Here is a 207-nt window from a genome sequence, read left to right as displayed (position 1 = left end):
ACTAAACTCATGCGACTGGATGAGTGACGTAACTTCCTCGACGGACAGAGTGCGTTCTTCCGGTTGTAAAACGGTGGCGTTCGAATCGTTGTATTGCAATCCGAACGTGTTGCCATTTGAGTCAATTACGTAATCATCTGGCCCCAAAATGAGCGCTTCGCATTCGGAATCAAGATCGGCATGAGAACGCAAATAGATAAGTTCATC

Annotated in this window: 1 protein-coding gene; it reads right to left on the bottom strand. The window is 46.4% G+C overall.

The genetic code is table 11. From position 1 onward, the window contains the following. Window positions 1–207, bottom strand: a 207-nt coding sequence (locus RRF55_RS29480; RefSeq protein WP_439419524.1) for a DUF4144 family protein, incomplete at both ends; no start/stop codon positions are given.

It is taken from the genome of Klebsiella sp. K47 (genome assembly GCF_051858335.1).
GTDB classification, from domain to species: domain Bacteria; phylum Pseudomonadota; class Gammaproteobacteria; order Enterobacterales; family Enterobacteriaceae; genus Klebsiella; species Klebsiella pneumoniae.
The sequence above is the reverse complement of the archived record's forward strand: the minus strand, read 5'-3'. Positions and strand labels throughout refer to the sequence as shown.